At 71.0% G+C, this 13,863-nt stretch carries 14 protein-coding genes; 8 read left to right on the top strand and 6 right to left on the bottom strand.

Annotated features, from left to right (window positions below):
• Nucleotides 1-69 precede the first annotated feature (69 nt).
• Nucleotides 70-840 (top strand): class I SAM-dependent methyltransferase, encoded by a 771-nt coding sequence (locus ACFYWS_RS04665; protein WP_389269549.1) that lies wholly within the window; start codon nt 70-72, stop codon nt 838-840.
• A 104-nt stretch (nt 841-944) separates the two neighbouring features.
• Here ACFYWS_RS04665 and ACFYWS_RS04660 read toward each other — a convergent pair whose 3' ends face one another.
• The 3 genes from ACFYWS_RS04660 to ACFYWS_RS04650 form a co-directional block, all read right to left on the bottom strand.
• Nucleotides 945-1,697: an amino acid ABC transporter ATP-binding protein gene (locus tag ACFYWS_RS04660; RefSeq protein WP_389271682.1), complete on the bottom strand. Its 753-nt coding sequence runs from the start codon at nt 1,695-1,697 to the stop codon at nt 945-947.
• Nucleotides 1,698-1,708: 11 nt separating this feature from the next.
• Nucleotides 1,709-2,656, bottom strand: coding sequence for an amino acid ABC transporter permease (locus ACFYWS_RS04655; RefSeq protein ID WP_389269547.1), 948 nt, complete (start codon nt 2,654-2,656; stop codon nt 1,709-1,711).
• A gap of 71 nt (nt 2,657-2,727) precedes the next feature.
• Nucleotides 2,728-3,687, bottom strand: coding sequence for an ABC transporter substrate-binding protein (locus tag ACFYWS_RS04650; protein WP_389269545.1), 960 nt, complete (start codon nt 3,685-3,687; stop codon nt 2,728-2,730).
• 741 nt (nt 3,688-4,428) lie between these two features.
• Between ACFYWS_RS04650 and ACFYWS_RS04645 the strand changes: the two genes are divergently transcribed.
• The 4 genes from ACFYWS_RS04645 (at nt 4,429) to ACFYWS_RS04630 (ending at nt 7,636) form a co-directional block, all read left to right on the top strand.
• Nucleotides 4,429-5,643: an NADP-dependent malic enzyme gene (locus tag ACFYWS_RS04645; RefSeq protein WP_389269543.1), complete on the top strand. Its 1,215-nt coding sequence runs from the start codon at nt 4,429-4,431 to the stop codon at nt 5,641-5,643.
• A 141-nt stretch (nt 5,644-5,784) separates the two neighbouring features.
• Nucleotides 5,785-6,747, top strand: coding sequence for a zinc-binding dehydrogenase (locus tag ACFYWS_RS04640; RefSeq protein WP_389269541.1), 963 nt, complete (start codon nt 5,785-5,787; stop codon nt 6,745-6,747).
• A 118-nt stretch (nt 6,748-6,865) separates the two neighbouring features.
• Entirely contained in the window at nt 6,866-7,075 is a 210-nt protein-coding gene (locus ACFYWS_RS04635) for a helix-turn-helix domain-containing protein (RefSeq protein ID WP_267069270.1), read from the top strand.
• A 3-nt stretch (nt 7,076-7,078) separates the two neighbouring features.
• Nucleotides 7,079-7,636 carry a Clp protease N-terminal domain-containing protein gene (locus ACFYWS_RS04630; RefSeq protein ID WP_389269539.1) on the top strand — a complete coding sequence of 186 codons (558 nt, stop codon included), beginning with the start codon at nt 7,079-7,081 and terminating at the stop codon, nt 7,634-7,636.
• Nucleotides 7,637-7,942: 306 nt separating this feature from the next.
• Here ACFYWS_RS04630 and ACFYWS_RS04625 read toward each other — a convergent pair whose 3' ends face one another.
• Both ACFYWS_RS04625 and ACFYWS_RS04620 read right to left on the bottom strand, forming a co-directional pair.
• Entirely contained in the window at nt 7,943-8,923 is a 981-nt protein-coding gene (locus ACFYWS_RS04625) for a helix-turn-helix transcriptional regulator (RefSeq protein WP_389269537.1), read from the bottom strand.
• A gap of 1 nt (nt 8,924) precedes the next feature.
• Entirely contained in the window at nt 8,925-9,818 is an 894-nt protein-coding gene (locus ACFYWS_RS04620; protein ID WP_389269535.1) for a DUF4097 domain-containing protein, read from the bottom strand.
• A gap of 169 nt (nt 9,819-9,987) precedes the next feature.
• Between ACFYWS_RS04620 and ACFYWS_RS04615 the strand changes: the two genes are divergently transcribed.
• On the top strand, nt 9,988-10,827 hold the full coding sequence (locus ACFYWS_RS04615; protein ID WP_389269533.1) for a hypothetical protein: 840 nt from the start codon (nt 9,988-9,990) through the stop codon (nt 10,825-10,827).
• A 4-nt stretch (nt 10,828-10,831) separates the two neighbouring features.
• Here ACFYWS_RS04615 and ACFYWS_RS04610 read toward each other — a convergent pair whose 3' ends face one another.
• The gene (locus ACFYWS_RS04610) at nt 10,832-11,020 is read right to left on the bottom strand and encodes a DUF6104 family protein (RefSeq protein WP_356270338.1); all 189 of its coding nucleotides are present in this window, start codon (nt 11,018-11,020) and stop codon (nt 10,832-10,834) included.
• 177 nt (nt 11,021-11,197) lie between these two features.
• Here ACFYWS_RS04610 and ACFYWS_RS04605 point away from each other — a divergent pair, with 177 nt between their 5' ends.
• Nucleotides 11,198-11,716 carry a CU044_2847 family protein gene (locus tag ACFYWS_RS04605; protein ID WP_389269531.1) on the top strand — a complete coding sequence of 173 codons (519 nt, stop codon included), beginning with the start codon at nt 11,198-11,200 and terminating at the stop codon, nt 11,714-11,716.
• Nucleotides 11,713-13,809: a trypsin-like peptidase domain-containing protein gene (locus ACFYWS_RS04600; RefSeq protein ID WP_389269529.1), complete on the top strand. Its 2,097-nt coding sequence runs from the start codon at nt 11,713-11,715 to the stop codon at nt 13,807-13,809. The genes ACFYWS_RS04605 and ACFYWS_RS04600 overlap by 4 nt, the downstream gene beginning before the upstream one ends.
• The last annotated feature ends 54 nt before the right edge of the window (nt 13,810-13,863 follow it).

Genomic DNA, 13,863 nt, shown 5'->3' with positions numbered 1-13,863 from the left:
CGTCGTGTCGGGCGAGGGTAATACTCGCTCGCGCTTTCAGGGTATTACAGGTGATCACGGGAGGGCTTCATGGCCGAGACCGCTGCCAACACTCGTACCACCGACTGGAGGGCCTGGCAGGAGAGCTGGGACCGGCAACAAGAGTGGTACATGCCGGACCGCGAGGAGCGGTTCCGGGTGATGCTCGACATGGTGGAGGCGTTTGTCGGGTCCGCGCCCCGGGTGCTCGACCTCGCGTGCGGCACCGGGACCATCACGGACCGGCTGCTCACCAGGTTCCCCGGTGCCACGAGTGTGGGGGTCGACCTCGATCCCGCGTTGCTCGCCATCGCGCGGGGCACGTTCGAGGGGGACGAGCGGGTCGGGTTCGTGACCGCCGACCTCAAGGACCCGCGGTGGACCGAGGCGCTGCCGCACGACTCGTACGATGCCGTGCTCACCGCCACCGCCCTGCACTGGCTGCACTCCGAACCCCTCGCGACGCTCTACGGTCAGGTCGCCGGGCTCGTCCGCGACGGCGGCGTCTTCATGAACGCGGACCACATGATCGACCAGACGACGCCGCGGATCAACGCCGCGGAGCGGGCGCTGCGGCATGAGCGGATGGACTCCGCGAAGACCGGCGGGGCGGTGGACTGGGGCGAGTGGTGGGCGCTTGCCGCGGCGGATCCGGTGTTGGCCGGGCCTACGGCTGAGCGGTTCGAGATCTATGGGGAGCATGCGGACGGGGACACGCCGTCGGTGGCGTGGCATGCGGAGGCGCTCCGCGCGGGTGGGTTCGGGGAGGCGCGGGCGGTGTGGTCGTCGCCGTCCGACGCGATGGTGCTGGGCGTGAAGTAAGCCCCTGCGGAGACGGCGGCGTGGTCGCGGGGCGCTGCCCCGGACCCCGCTGCTCAATCGCCGCAGGGGCTTGAATGGTGCACAGTTGGGCTTGATCGTCCGGTTTACAGGACCTTCGACAGGAACGATTGGGTGCGTTCCTGTTGGGGGTTGGTGAGGACCTCGCGGGGGTCTCCGGATTCGACGACCACGCCGTCGTCCATGAAGACGAGGCTGTCGCCGACCTCGCGGGCGAAGCCCATCTCGTGCGTGACGACGATCATCGTCATGCCGGACTCGGCGAGGTCGCGCATGACGTCGAGTACCTCGCCGACCAGCTCCGGGTCGAGCGCGGACGTCGGCTCGTCGAACAGCATCAGCTTCGGTTCCATCGCGAGCGCGCGGGCGATCGCCACGCGCTGCTGCTGGCCGCCGGAGAGCTGCGAGGGGTAGCCGTCGGCCTTGTCGGCGAGGCCGACCCGCTCGAGCAGTTCCTTGGCCCGCTTACGGGCCTCGGACCTCGACTGCTTCTTGACCTGGACCGGCGCCTCCATGACGTTCTCGACGGCCGTCATGTGCGGGAAGAGGTTGAAGCGCTGGAACACCATGCCGATGTCCCGGCGCTGCTGGGCGACCTCCCGGTCCCGCAGTTCGTACAGCTTGTCCCCCTGCTGCCGGTAGCCGACCAGGCTCCCGTCGACGTACAGCCGCCCGGCGTTGACCTTCTCCAGGTGGTTGATGCAGCGCAGGAACGTCGACTTTCCGGAGCCGGAGGGGCCGATGAGGCAGAAGACCTCGCCCTGCTTGACCTCCAGGTCGATGCCCTTGAGGACCTCTACGTGACCGAAGGACTTGTGGACCTGTTCGGCCTTGACCATGGCGTGCTCGCTCATGCCATGCCTCCGTTCGGGCGGCCCAGGGAGAACAGGGTGCCGCGCACCTTCTGCCAGGGAGTGGCCGACAGTTGGCGGCTGGTGCCGCGGGCGTAGTAGCGCTCGATGTAGTACTGGCCGACGCTGAGGACCGACGTCATGATCAGGTACCAGGCGGCGGCGAGGAAGTACATCTCCACCGGCGAACCGGACTGCTGGCCGATGTCCTGGGCCGCCCGGAACAGTTCGGTGAACTGCACCATCGACACCAGGGACGTCGTCTTCAGCATGTTGATGACTTCGTTGCCCGTGGGCGGCACGATCACGCGCATCGCCTGGGGGATGATCACGCGGCGCAGCGTCTTCGCGTGGCTCATGCCGAGCGCGTGCGAGGCCTCGGTCTGGCCCTCGTCGACCGACTGCAGGCCGGCGCGGCAGATCTCCGCCATGTACGCGGCCTCGTTGAGACCGAAGCCGAGCAGCGCCGTCAAGAACGGCGTCATGAAGGACGACCAGTAGTCCTTGTAGATCGGCCCGAGGTTGATGTACTCGAAGACCAGGCCCAGGTTGAACCAGATGAACAGCTGGACCAGGACCGGCGTACCGCGGAAGAACCAGATGTAGAACCAGGCGATGGAGCTGGTCACCGGGTTCTTCGACAGCCGCATGACGGCGAGCACAATGCCGCCGACGATGCCGATCACCATCGCGAGGACGGTGAGGAGCAGCGTCTTCAGGGCGCCGGTGACGATCCGGTCGTCGAAGAAATAGTCGGGGATGGCGCCCCAGTTGATCTTGCCTTGGGCGAACGCGTACACGATCAGGGCCATCAGGGCGATGGCGATGAGCGCCGAGAGATACCGCCCGTAGTGCCGCACCGGGATCGCCTTGATGGCGGTCGGCCCGGCCGCGGGCGGCGGCGTGTCCTGGGGGCCGCCGCCCGTCTTGTCTATGTCAACAGACACGGATGTTGCCTTTCACGACGTCGCGGACGTCCATGACGTGTGCCGCGCGGTCAATGACGTGGAACGCGCGGTCACTTGCCGCCGTTGAGGGTCGCCGACTTCACGGCACCGGCCTCGACGCCCCACTTGGCGATGACCTTGTCGTACTCGCCGTTCTTGATGATCGCGTCAAGGGCGGCCTTGATCGCGTCCCGCAGCTGCTTCTGGTCCTTGGAGACCGCGATGCCGTACGGGGCGGCCTCGACCTGGTCGCCGACGAGCTCGAAGTCCTTGCCGCCGCCCGCGGTCTTCACCGCGTACGCGGCGACCGGGAAGTCGGAGGAGCCGGCGTCCGCGCCGCCGGAACGCAGCCGGGTCTGCGCCTGCTGGTCGTCGTCGAAGGACTGGATGCCGAGCTTCTTGCCGGAGGGGCACTTCTTGGCCTGCGACTTGGCGAGGTCGTGGGAGACCGTGCCGCGCTGCACGACGATCTTCTTGCCGCAGAGGTCGTCCCAGGTCTTGATCCCCTGGGTCTTGCCCTTGGGGGTGTAGATCGAGACGCCCGCGTTGAAGTAGTCGACGAAGTCGACACCCTCGCCGACCTTCTTGCCGGTGTCGGAGTCGACGCCGTTCTGACGGTCCTTGGTGTCGGTCATGGCCGACATGGCGAGGTCGTAGCGGTTCGACTTCAGGCCCGTGACCAGCGTGTCGAACGTGCCGTTCTGGAACTCGAACGTCACGCCCAGCTGCTTGCCCATCGCCTTCGCGAGGTCGGGGTCGATACCGATGGCCTTGCCGGACTTGTCCTTGAACTCCACGGGTGCGTAGGCGATGTCGGAACCGACCCGGATGACGCCCTTGTCGCGGATCTCCTTCGGGAGCTTGTCCGCGAGCGGCGCGGACTTCGTGCCGGACTTGGTGCTGTCATCGGACTTCGTCTGGTCACCGCAGCCGGTCAGCAGCAGGGTGCCGGCGACCGCGATCGCGCCGACCGCGGCTATCCGGGACTTCGCGGACTTCGCGGTCGTGCGCTGGGTGGTGCTTGCGGTCATGGTTGGTTCCTCCGGCCGGGGTGGGAGTTGCCGTGCTGGTCGCCTTGGCACACACCTTCGGGTGTCGCGACCTCGTGTGATGACGGCATCTTGCCATTCGGACTTGCCGATTCAGGAGGTCAGCCATGTCAAAATCGGATAACGGGTTACCGAAGAGTGCCAACCGCCCCCGGTTTCAGGGTGCATGGGGGGTGCAGTATCTGCGGAACTTCCGCCCCTTGGCCGGAGATCCTCCGGTGGGCCGCCCGCTGTCTCACCATTCGGGCGGACTTCTCTCGTTTTGTGCGATCGCCTTGTGGACTTGTCCATATATTCGGCTATGAGTCATGTCACCGAGGCGTGATCGATCACGGGCGGGCTCGTCGCCGACACCGCGCGTCAGGTAAGAAGGTTCTTTACACCCCTCATCCGGGGCAGAGCCTGTCTTTGGGCCCCCGCCGTCCGCGCGAAGCGCGGGCGCAGCGGCGGTCGGTGCGTGCGATCGGCGTGCGGAGCGCCAGGTCATGTGGCGGAGCCACCTGTCCTGGGGGGCCGTGCGGCGATCGTGCGTGCCGGGCGTCGGGGCGCAGGCGGGGGTCCAAAGACAGGCTCTAGGGCGCGCGTGCGGCGTGTCCGTCGCGCAGGTGCCTATCAGGTCGGCCCACAACAGGACCGTCCGGCGCGTGCGCGGTGCCCGCCCGTCCCTCAATCAGGGACGGAACCACCCTCAACTTGTGCAAATTGACTTAAGGGGTCAGAAAAGTGGCAGCGGAGATCGTCAACCCTCGCAGCGACGCGAGTACCGGCAACGAGGGCTCCGACGAGCCCTTCGATCCGGCTTTCGCGCTGCATCGTGGCGGCAAGATGGCCGTGCAGGCCACCGTGCCGGTCCGCGACAAGGACGACCTGTCCCTGGCGTACACGCCCGGCGTCGCGAAGGTGTGCACCGCGATCGCCGAGCAGCCGGAGCTCGTTCACGACTACACGTGGAAGTCGAGCGTCGTGGCCGTCGTGACGGACGGCTCGGCCGTCCTCGGACTCGGTGACATCGGTCCCGAGGCCTCCCTCCCGGTGATGGAGGGCAAGGCCATTCTCTTCAAGCAGTTCGGTGGCGTGGACGCCGTGCCGCTCGCGCTCTCGACGAACGACGTCGACGAGATCGTCGACACCGTCGTGCGCCTCGCCCCCTCCTTCGGCGGCGTGAACCTTGAGGACATCTCGGCCCCGCGCTGCTTCGAGATCGAGAAGAAGCTCCAGGAGCGCCTCGACATCCCGGTCTTCCACGACGACCAGCACGGCACCGCCGTCGTGACGCTGGCCGCCCTGAAGAACGCGGCCCGGCTCAGCGGGCGCGCCCTCGGCGACCTGCGCGCCGTGATCTCCGGCGCCGGTGCGGCGGGCGTCGCGATCGCGAAGTTCCTCCTTGAGGCGGGCCTCGGCGACGTCGCGGTCACGGACCGCAAGGGCATCGTCAGCCGGGACCGCGAGGACCTCACGCAGGTCAAGCGCGAGCTCGCCGAGATCACCAACAAGGCGGGCCTGTCCGGCTCCCTTGAGGACGCCCTCGCGGGCGCCGACGTCTACATCGGTGTCTCGGGCGGTACGGTCCCCGAGCCCGCGGTCGCCTCCATGGCGCCGGGTGCCTTCGTGTTCGCGATGGCCAACCCGAACCCCGAGGTGCACCCCGACATCGCGCACAAGTACGCGGCTGTCGTGGCGACCGGGCGTTCGGACTTCCCGAACCAGATCAACAACGTGCTCGCGTTCCCCGGCATCTTCGCCGGTGCGCTCCAGGTCCGGGCCTCCCGGATCACCGAGACGATGAAGATCGCGGCGGCCGAGGCGCTGGCCGCGGTGGTCGGTGACGAACTGTCCGCCGAGTACGTGATCCCGTCGCCGTTCGACGAGCGGGTGGCGCCGGCCGTCACGTCGGCGGTTGCCGCTGCCGCTCGGGCCGAGGGCGTGGCGCGCCGGTAGTTCCCGGTTCGTTCGGCTCGTTTGGCTCGTTCGGTGAAGGCCCCGCCTCTGGCGGGGCCTTTCCCGTGTTCGTGGCTACGGGACGTGTGTCACAGGTGGCGGAGGTTCCCCGGCCCTGGCGTGACGCCTATCGTCAAGGTCATGTTCGCCGCCTACGCAGCCCGAATCGACCGTGATCAGCCGCTGAACGGCCTGGAGTTGGGGGAGCGGCCCGCCCCCGAGAACCGGCCCGGCTGGACCACCGTGAACGTCAAGGCCGCCTCCCTCAACCACCACGATCTGTGGTCGCTGCGCGGGGTCGGCCTGGGGGAGGAGTCCCTTCCGATGATCCTCGGCTGCGACGCGGCCGGGATCGACAGCGAGGGCAACGAGGTCGTCCTGCACTCCGTCATCGGCCAGACCGGATACGGGGTCGGGCCGCGCGAGAAGCGCTCCATCCTCACCGAGAAGTACCAGGGCACCTTCGCCGAGCAGGTCACCGTGCCCGAGTGGAACGTGCTGCGCAAGCCGAAGGAGCTCTCCTTCGAGGAGGCCGCGTGCCTGCCGACCGCGTGGCTCACCGCGTACCGGATGCTCTTCACCAACGCGGGTGTACGTCCCGGTGACTCGGTTCTCGTGCAGGGTGCGGGCGGCGGGGTGGCCACGGCCGCGATCGTGCTTGGCAAGGCGGCGGGGCTGCGGGTCTTCGCGACCAGCCGCGACGAGGCGAAGCGCAAGCGGGCCCTGGAGCTCGGTGCGGTGGAGGCCGTGGAGACGGGTGGGCGGCTTTCGCAGCGGGTGGACGCCGTGATCGAGACCGTGGGCGCCGCCACGTGGTCGCACTCCGTCAAGTCCCTGAAGCCGGGCGGGACTCTGGTCATCTCGGGGGCGACGAGCGGGCCGAACCCGCCCGCCACGGAACTGAACCGGATCTTCTTCCTTGAGCTCAAGGTCGTCGGCTCCACGATGGGGTCCAAGGACGAGCTGGAGGATCTGCTGTCCTTCTGTGCCGCCACGGGCGTCCGGCCCGTGATCGACGAGGTACTGCCGCTGGACCGGGCCCGTGAGGGCTTCCAGAAGATGGCGGGTGGCGAGCTGTTCGGGAAGGTCGTGCTGAGCGTCTGACGCGGCGCGGGGAGGGGCGTGGCGGCGGCTTGCCGGGCGCCCCTTTTTCATGCCCTCTTCCGCACCCGTGTTGTCAATTTTGGTTGACGCCTGGCGCGTGTCAACCTACATTGACAACATGACTGATGCGACGGATCTCGCCGAGCAGGCGGGGGCCCGCGATCCGCGGGTCGGGCTGCGGGCGGTCGCCGCGTTGCGGCGGCTCCTTGAGCAGTTGGAAGCGGTACAGGTGCGCAGTGCGCGCAATCAGGGCTGGTCGTGGCAGGAGATCGCGGCCGAACTCGGGGTCAGCCGGCAGGCCGTGCACAAGAAGTACGGGAGGCGATGAGCGATGTTCGAGAAGTTCACCCAGGGCGCCCGGGACGTGGTGAAGGGGGCCTTCGCCCGGGCCGAGCGGGAGCGCGCGGAGCGCGTCGACGAGGGTCATATGTTGCTCGCGCTCCTCGACGGCAGCGGAACGCGCGGCGCGTTTGTGCTCGGCGCGCTCGGTGCGGACACGGAGGAGTGGCGTACGTCGATCGGGCGGGCGCTTGCGGGGGTGCGGCGCAGGGCGGGGCTCTCGCGGGCCGATACCGAGGCGCTCGCAGGGATCGGCATCGACGTGGAAGAGGTCGTCGCGCGGGTCGAACAGGCCCATGGTGAGGGGGTGTTGACCGGTGGGCGTCGGGTCGGCGGGCGGCGGCCGCTCACCCGTGAGGCCAAGGGGGTGCTCGAATCCTCCCTGCGCATCGCCCTCGCTCATCACGACAGGGCCATCGGCGACGAGCACCTCCTCCTCGCCCTCGCCTCGCGCCCGGGCGTCGCCTCCGAGGTCCTGGCGGAACACGGGGTGACGGTGGCCGGGGTGGAGCGGGTGCTGTATGGGGGCGGGGAGGCGGTGGCCGGTTGACCTGGGCCGGGGTTGGCGCCTGTGGTGATGTGTGCGCGGCACCGGGGTCTTTGGGCTGTGCCGGGGGTGGCGCCCGTCGTCATGGGTGCGCGGCACCGGGGTGCCGCCTTGCCCACCCTGCCGCCCAAGGCGGCAGATTGCCCAAGGCGGGGCGGGGTCGACCGCCATGGGCGGGGAGGCGTGGTTGGCGGCAGATTGCCCAAGGGAGTGGCGGCCGGCCGGCTCGGGTGGGCAGATCAAGCCCCTGCGGCGATTGAGCAGCGGGGTCCGGGGCGGAGCCCCGTGGCGTGGGTGCCCGGCCCCGGTCTACACCTTCGGTGTCCGTAGCGTCGACCCGATGCGGGCCGCCGCCTCCGACAAGTGGCGGCGTGCCTCACCGAGTTGGGACTCCGATACGCCCTGGTCGCGGGCCGCGTCGCGGATGTCGTCGCGGAAGCGGTCCAGGAGGCGGTCCAGGTCGCGGGCCGGGTCGCCGCTGGAGTCCTCCGAGGCCCACGACGGGACGTACTCGACGGGAGCCTCGTCGCTCGGCGGACGGTACTGAGGGGCGGCGGGCGCGGCGTCCTTGCTCCAGGACTTGCCGAACTCGCCGAACTCCTTGGCCAGTTCGGTCAGGCCCTCACGCACCCCCGACGGCCAGTCGCCGCGCGTGAAGTGGTCCTGCACCTGCTCCTGTACGCGCTTGGCCATGCGCTGGAAGTCCTCCGCCGCCTGCGCCCGCACCTCCTCCTGCGACTCCTTGGCCTGGCGGCGTGCCCGCTGGGCCTCCTCGCGGGCCCGGCGGCTCTCGTCCTTCGCGCGCCGCGCCTGCTCCTTCCACTCGTGCTTGGCGCGCCGCACCTCCTCCTTGGTGGCGCGCCACGCGTCCTTGTCCATGAAGTCACCGGGGCCGGGCCCCGTGCGGGTCTGGGACGCGGCCGCACGCACCTCGCGGCGCAGATCGCCCGCCGCTCCCCGCACGTCGTCCCTGATCTCCGCCGCCAGCTCGGCGACGGACTCGCGGATCTCCAGCTCAAGGTCGGCCAACTCGCCGCTGCGGTCCGCCAGTTCGGCCCGGCCGGCCTCGGTGATCGCGTAGACCTTCCGGCCGCCCTCCGTGGTGTGCGTGACCAGGCCCTCGGACTCCAGCTTGGAGAGCCGCGGGTAGACCGTGCCGGCCGAGGGCGCGTACAGGCCCTGGAAGCGCTCCTCAAGGAGGCGGATCACCTCGTACCCGTGGCGCGGCGCCTCGTCGAGCAGCTTCAGCAGGTAGAGACGCAGGCGGCCGTGGGCGAAGACGGGGGGCATGTCAGAGGACCTTCTTGTCGGCGGAGTCGGCGGGGGCGGCGTCCTGCGGCTCGGGGGTGTCCGAGGGCTCCGGAGGGTGCGGGGCCTCTTCCGAGGGGGGCCTGCGCAGCAGGGCGATCGATCCGGAGACCGTCGTCGCCTTCAGTTTGCCGGTGCCCGCGCCCAGGCGGCCGGTGATCTTGTGCGCGCCCCAGGCGCCCGCCACCCGCAGATCCTCAAAGGCGTTCGACACCGCTCCGCTCGCCGTGTTCGCCTCGACCTCCGTGTCCGCCGGGTGCGGGATGCGGATGGCGATCTCGCCGGAGACGCTCGTCAGGTTCACGTCCGTGGGCCCCGCGGGGTCCAGGTCCACGATCACCGACCCGCTCACCGTGTCCGCCTTCACGAAGGAGCCCGAGCCGTCGACGACGGTCAGGTCCCCGGACACCGAGTTGAACCGGAGGTCACCCGTGACCGCCTGCGCCTCGACGCCGCCGGACACCGTGCTGGTGCGCACCGGGCCCGTGACGCCCACGAGTGTCGTGTCGCCGGTGACGCCCTTCACCTCCGTGGGCCCCTCGGTGCCCGAGACGACGGCGCCCGCGCTGACCACGCCGACCTCGACCCGCGTGTCCGCCGGTACCGCGAGCGAGACGACCGCGCTGCGGTGCCAGCCCTTGCGGTCGAGCCACTTGAGGAAGCCCTTCCAGGGCAGGTCGTCGTACGCGACGGTGAGGACGCCGTCCGACTGCGTCACGCGCAGGGGCGGTCCCTCGATCTCCGAGACCTCCAGGCGGGCCGGGCCCTCGGCCGTCCCGACCACATTCACCGCACCACTCACGATGCGTACGTGCAGGGCCGACACCGGCTCGTCGAAGACGAGCTTCCGCGGCTCCGTGACGGACCACTCGGGCATGGTGCGACCTCCTTGACGGCCAGGAGCGAACGCGCCATATCGCGTCCTCTGTCAAACACGATATATCGCGGATGGGGAAAGTCAAGACTGTCGCGGAAGTCCGTGCCCCGACGCCCGGCAGGCCGTCCAATTGCTGCGGAAATGCACCGACTTGCCCTAGCGTGGGGCCATGTCGTCCCTCGAACCCGCCGGTGCGCTGCTGCTCTGCCGCGCCGAACCGTCCGTCGTCGGGCCCGCCGCCCAGCTGCTGCGCGAGCGGATGCTGCTCACCCGCGCCGGACGTGAGTGGAGCGTCCTCGTGCCCGAGGCGAAGCCATGGCTGTCCATGGAAGACGGCGGCGGCGAGCCCGTCGACCGGGTGCTCGGCGGCTGGGCGGGCGCGCTCGCCGTCGGAGCGACCTGGCCGGTGCTCGCGCTGTGGTGGGACGCCGACCGCAGCGGATTCACGCTGGCCTCCGGGTTCCGCCGCCCCGTCGGCTACGAATGGCTCGCGAACGGCACCCCGGTCGGTGAGGCCGAGGCACTGCGCACCTTCGCGGCGCGCCTGGGCCTGGATCCCGTACACGACTTGCAGGCCCTCGAAGCCCTCGCGAAACCCGAGACCGGCGACAGCGCGGCCGACGCGCGCGCCCGCATGGTCGGCCTGCTCGCGGTGCTCACCCGCGCCGGACTCGCCCTCCCCGCCGGGCTGACTCCCGGCGAACCCGCCGACCGGCTGCGCGAGGTCGCGCGCGTCCAGCCGGACGCGCAGCAGGTCAGCTGGTCGGGCTGGCGCGACGCCGTGCACGCCGAGCTCGATGTCGTGGAGGCTACGAGCGTCGGCCCCTGGCTGCGCGGCCCCAGGGCCCGGCTGATCGCCGCGGCCCAGCTCGCGGCCGGGCTCCCGCTCACCGCGCACGGACTGCGGCGGCGCAGCGGCGGCTGGACCGCCGCCGGGGCGCTGCTCCTGCTGCACGGTGCGCTGGGATTCGCGTACGACAAGGTGCGCGCGGCGAGAAAGGCCCCCTGAGGTCCTACTCCTCGTCGTCCTCGTCCTCGTCGTCGAGCCGCGCCAGCCACGTGGCGAGCCGCTCCACCGGGACCTCGAAGTCCGGGTTGAGGTCGACGAAGGTCCGCAGTTGCTCGGCGAGCCACTCGAAGGTGACCTCCTCCTCGCCGCGCCGCTTCTCCAGCTCTTCGATGCCGCGGTCCGTGAAGTACATGGGGCTGTTTCTCCTGCGTGCGGGGCCCGCGCGGACGCGCGGGCGTGGTGTGACTGCCCACCAAGCCTATGGGGGCGGGCGACCTTGAAGCCCGCCCGAGGGGTAGCTCCCGTTCATCCGGGGAAGGACCCTTGTCCCGCAGGGCGGGTCGCGGGGAACGGGAAACGGGGGAGCGGTATGGGGCAGGAAGAGACCAGAGTCGCGCGGATCGCGCTGCCGGACGGGACGCCGGTGTGGGCCCGGATATCCGGTTCGGCCGATGAACTGGGCGTACGTGAGGGGGAGTTGTCGTACTCCGACACCGGGTTCACGGATCGCGTGGAGGCGAGTGTCGAGAGTCTGCACGCGCTTGTGACGGGGGTCGCGCGCTCCCTCGCGCGGCCGCTGCGCGCCGTGCGCCCCGACGAGGTGAGCGTCGAGTTCGGCGTCGAACTGACCGCCAAGGCGGGCAAGGTCGTGGGACTCCTCGCGGACGGCGAGGCGAAGGCGGGCATCAAGGTCACGCTGACCTGGAACGAAGGACCGCCCGACCTGGAGAACCCGCAGGAGCCCGCCGCCCACGCGGCCACCGGCGCGCCACCGGCCCCCCACCCGGCTACCGCTGTGCCACCCGCACCCCGCGCGGCCCCGGGCGCATCGCCCGGCGCCCCGGCGCACGGGGGCGCCGACCCGACGGTCGCCGGGGCCGGGGCATGACACCAGTGCGCGACGGGGGCGCACCGGGCAAGCGGGATGCCGCCCTCCTTGCACTACGTGAACTCGTCATGGCGGCGACCGTACGCATTCATCGCACAGGGGCCGGGTATGCAGCCGACGAACCCGGAAGCTTCGTCGGGAGCGGCTTCTTCGTCGCCCCGAACTGGGTGTTGACCTGCGCACATGTGGCACGCGGCGGGGAAGGGGGCGAGCTGGTGGTGGCCTACGAGAGCGGTCCTGGCCGCGGCACGTCCCACGTACCGGGGGACGTCGTCGCCACGCTCCCCGAGGGCGTCGGCCAGGCGGTGCCCGGAAAGTGGCCCGCCCCCGACCTCGCCCTCGTGCGGCTGCGCGAACCCGTCGACCACGAGTGCGTCTACGTAGCCGAGCGGCCCGCCGCCTACTACAGCGAGGGGGAGGTCTTCTACGCCGGCTGGACCGTGGTGGACGGACAGGTGTGCCGCCTCGACGGGCCGATCGCCGTCAAGGGCACCATCGGCGACTGGTCGTCCGGCGTGCAGCTGCGCCTCGGGGAGAACGACCTGCCGTACGGGATCTCGGGCGGCCCCGTCGTCGACCCGGTGCGCGGCGAGGTCATCGGCGTACTGAAGTCGCGGGCGGACCACGGGCGGGGCGGTACGTCCATCGGGATCGAGCAGCTGCGCACGCTGCCTGCGCCGGTGCCGGGGCAGGCGGTGCGGGCCGAGCACGACGACCTCTACCAGTCGGTCTGCCACGCCCACGACCGCTACCACCGCGACCGTCAGCGGCAGTCGCAGCCCGCCGGGAACACCTGGGCCGATGTGCAGAGCCGACTCGGCGCGCGGCCGGGGCGGACGCTCACCGCGGGCGAGCGCGTCCAGTTGCTCGGCCGGCTCGCCGACCTGCCGCCCCCGGTCAGCACCCGCGGTCTGCTCGACATCATGGAGTCGCTCCCGGAGTTCGAGGGGAGCGCCCCGCTGCCCGCGCCGCGCGGCTGGCGGGACGGGCTCGGGGCCCTCTACGAGGGCGCGCACGACGAGGGCGTGCGCGGGCTCGTACTCGACTACGCGATGCGGGTCCTGTCGGCCGAACGGCCCTTCGTCACGCCGGGCACGTCGGGCGCAGAGGGAGCCCTGTGGGAGTGGGTGCGGCAGGCCGGAGAGGGACGGCTCGACGGCGCGCGCAGACGGCGCATCGAGAAGCAGCGCGTCGAGCGCCTGAGGCAGCGCAGACCACCCGGCGCGGCGCCCGAGCCCGCCCCTGACCGGGCGGCCCGGCCCGCCGCGCTGCTCGAACTCGTCGAGCGGGGCTGGGAGCGGGACCACTGGGACTGGCAGGTGTACGTGACCCGGCCCGACGGCGCGCGCGACTGCGTGCGCCAGGACGAGCGCACCCCGACCGAGGACCTCCCGGAGCGGCTCGCCGCGCCCCTCGCGGAGGCCTTCCGGCAGTGCGACGAGCCGGGGTGGCCCGCGACCCTCCAGGTGGTGCTTCCGCACACCCGCCTCGACCTGCCGGTGGACGGCTGGCGGCTGCGACCGGACGAGCCGCCGCTCGGCGTGCGCGGCCCCGTCGTGCTGCGCTGCGGCGACCGGGACCGGCTGCCGGGCGAGCCGGGGTTCGAGGACTGCGCCCCCGCCCCGCCCGAGTCGGACGAGGACCGCGCGGACCGCTGGCGATGGCTGCACGCGCACGGCGCCAGGGCCGAGATCCTCGACTGCGACGACGGCGTGCCCAGGCCGGTGCCGGAGGGCTTCGAGTTGCGCAACCTGTCACCCGGATCCGTACCGGTGATGTGCCGCTACGGAGAGCACCGCTACGAGGACGACACCGAGGCGCTGGCCCGGGTACTGCTGGGCGGCTTCGGTGTCGCCCTGTGGCGCCGCGGCCCGGCCCGCTCGGCGGCGGTGTGCGGCGAGTTCCACCGTGGCGCCGCTGTCACGGTCGCGGACGCGCGCGGGGCGCGGCATCTCCCGGAGCGCGTCCACGAGTTGCGCAGGAAGCTCCTGGCGAGCCACACGGAGGCGTACTGGGCCGACGGCATCGCCCTGTTCTACGACGATCCGAACCAGCCCCTGCCGGGCTCCGGGGAACTCCTGGAGGCGCCGTGACGCCACCGCGTCGCACCGCCTCCGGGCCGTTTGGCCGACGGATCGCCACACGGC

Origin of the sequence: Streptomyces sp. NPDC002795, assembly GCF_042888725.1 — a bacterium.
Taxonomy (GTDB): Bacteria; Actinomycetota; Actinomycetes; order Streptomycetales; family Streptomycetaceae; genus Streptomyces.
The sequence above is the reverse complement of the archived record's forward strand: the minus strand, read 5'-3'. Positions and strand labels throughout refer to the sequence as shown.

What these genes read in the sequence shown, in the direction of transcription:
- ACFYWS_RS04660 (WP_389271682.1), bottom strand. Translation starts at nt 1,697, where the DNA reads ATGGTCAAGGCCGAACAGGTCCACAAGTCCTTCGGTCACGTAGAGGTC.
- ACFYWS_RS04615 (WP_389269533.1), top strand. Translation starts at nt 9,988, where the DNA reads ATGTCGTCCCTCGAACCCGCCGGTGCGCTGCTGCTCTGCCGCGCCGAA.
- ACFYWS_RS04650 (WP_389269545.1), bottom strand. Translation starts at nt 3,687, where the DNA reads ATGACCGCAAGCACCACCCAGCGCACGACCGCGAAGTCCGCGAAGTCC.
- ACFYWS_RS04620 (WP_389269535.1), bottom strand. Translation starts at nt 9,818, where the DNA reads ATGCCCGAGTGGTCCGTCACGGAGCCGCGGAAGCTCGTCTTCGACGAG.
- ACFYWS_RS04600 (WP_389269529.1), top strand. Translation starts at nt 11,713, where the DNA reads ATGACACCAGTGCGCGACGGGGGCGCACCGGGCAAGCGGGATGCCGCC.
- ACFYWS_RS04635 (WP_267069270.1), top strand. Translation starts at nt 6,866, where the DNA reads ATGACTGATGCGACGGATCTCGCCGAGCAGGCGGGGGCCCGCGATCCG.
- ACFYWS_RS04630 (WP_389269539.1), top strand. Translation starts at nt 7,079, where the DNA reads ATGTTCGAGAAGTTCACCCAGGGCGCCCGGGACGTGGTGAAGGGGGCC.
- ACFYWS_RS04605 (WP_389269531.1), top strand. Translation starts at nt 11,198, where the DNA reads ATGGGGCAGGAAGAGACCAGAGTCGCGCGGATCGCGCTGCCGGACGGG.
- ACFYWS_RS04610 (WP_356270338.1), bottom strand. Translation starts at nt 11,020, where the DNA reads ATGTACTTCACGGACCGCGGCATCGAAGAGCTGGAGAAGCGGCGCGGC.
- ACFYWS_RS04665 (WP_389269549.1), top strand. Translation starts at nt 70, where the DNA reads ATGGCCGAGACCGCTGCCAACACTCGTACCACCGACTGGAGGGCCTGG.
- ACFYWS_RS04640 (WP_389269541.1), top strand. Translation starts at nt 5,785, where the DNA reads ATGTTCGCCGCCTACGCAGCCCGAATCGACCGTGATCAGCCGCTGAAC.
- ACFYWS_RS04625 (WP_389269537.1), bottom strand. Translation starts at nt 8,923, where the DNA reads ATGCCCCCCGTCTTCGCCCACGGCCGCCTGCGTCTCTACCTGCTGAAG.